Annotated in this window: 1 protein-coding gene; it reads left to right on the forward strand. The window is 44.5% G+C overall.

The genetic code is table 11. The features are described 5' to 3' along the window. On the forward strand, positions 1–1,314 hold a 1,314-nt coding region (locus tag AC3E7H_RS09840; RefSeq protein WP_490676499.1), incomplete at its 5' end, for an Ig-like domain-containing protein. Positions 1,315–1,385 lie beyond the last annotated feature (71 nt).

A 1,385-nucleotide genomic window follows, 5' to 3' on the forward strand; every position in this document is an offset into this window, starting at 1 on the left:
CTTCCAAACGGAACAAAAGCAACAGCAACAGCCGGTGAAGATGGTAACTTCAGCGTTCCAGTAAGTGGCTTGAAGGAAGGCGATAAAGTCTCAGTAACAGCGACAGACAAAGCTGGTAACAAGTCAGGAGCAACAGACGCAACAGTAGCGAAAGCCGATGATAAGACAGCTCCAACCGCACCAGTTGTGAACCCAGTTAAAGCAGGTGACACAGCCGTAACAGGTACAGCTGAAGCAGGTTCAACAGTAGAAGTAACTCTTCCAGATGGAACTAAAGTATCAGCGAAAGCAGATAAAGATGGCAACTACAGTGTTCCAGTAAGTGGCTTGAAGGAAGGCGATAAAGTCTCAGTAACAGCGACAGACAAAGCTGGTAACAAGTCAGGAGCAACAGACGCAACAGTAGCGAAAGCCGATGATAAGACAGCACCAGATGCCCCAGTTGTGAACCCAGTTAAAGCTGGTGACACAGCAGTAACAGGTACAGCCGAAGCAGGTTCAACAGTAGAAGTAACTCTTCCAGATGGCACTAAAGCAACTGCAACCGCTGACCAAGATGGTAACTTCAGCGTTCCAGTAAGTGGCTTGAAGGAAGGCGATAAAGTCTCAGTAACAGCGACAGACAAAGCTGGTAACAAGTCAGGAGCAACAGACGCAACCGTAGCGAAAGCCGATGATAAGACAGCTCCAACCGCACCAGTTGTGAACCCAGTTAAAGCAGGTGACACAGCAGTAACAGGTACAGCTGAAGCAGGTTCAACAGTCGAAGTCACTCTTCCAGATGGAACTAAAGTATCAGCGAAAGCAGATAAAGATGGCAACTACAGTGTTCCAGTAAGTGGCTTGAATGCTGGTGATACAGTTTCTGTAACAGCAACAGACGAATCAGGAAATACATCAGCTACAACTACAGTAACAGTAAGTAATGTTAATGTGGGTGGTAAAGAGGCTGATAATGCTAAAGTACCAGCTCTTACTCCAGTAGTAGATCCTAACAACTTGACAGACGCAGAAAAAGCTAAAGTAGCTGAAGAAGTTAAGAAAGCTAATCCAACTGCGACAGATGTTAAGGTGAACAATGATGGATCAGTAGTTGTAACCTTTGCGGACGGATCAGTAGCAACAATTGCAGCTAATAAAGTTGTTAAAGAAGCAACTAAAGAGTCATCTGCTCAAGCACCAGCTAAGAAAGCAGGAGCGAAAGAATTGCCAAACACTGGTACTAAACAATCTAACGCTTCACTTGGACTAGCACTTCTTGCAGCAGTGACAGGAGGACTCCTTGTCTCTAAAAAACGTAAGGAAGAAGAGTAAGCCATTACTCAAATAAAGCAAATCTAAGAATCTTGATTCTATGAGATTGCTAGAAAAACCGTAAGAAGAAA

The sequence above is a fragment of the Streptococcus sp. SCPM-O-B-15304 (M98) genome (genome assembly GCF_058200215.1).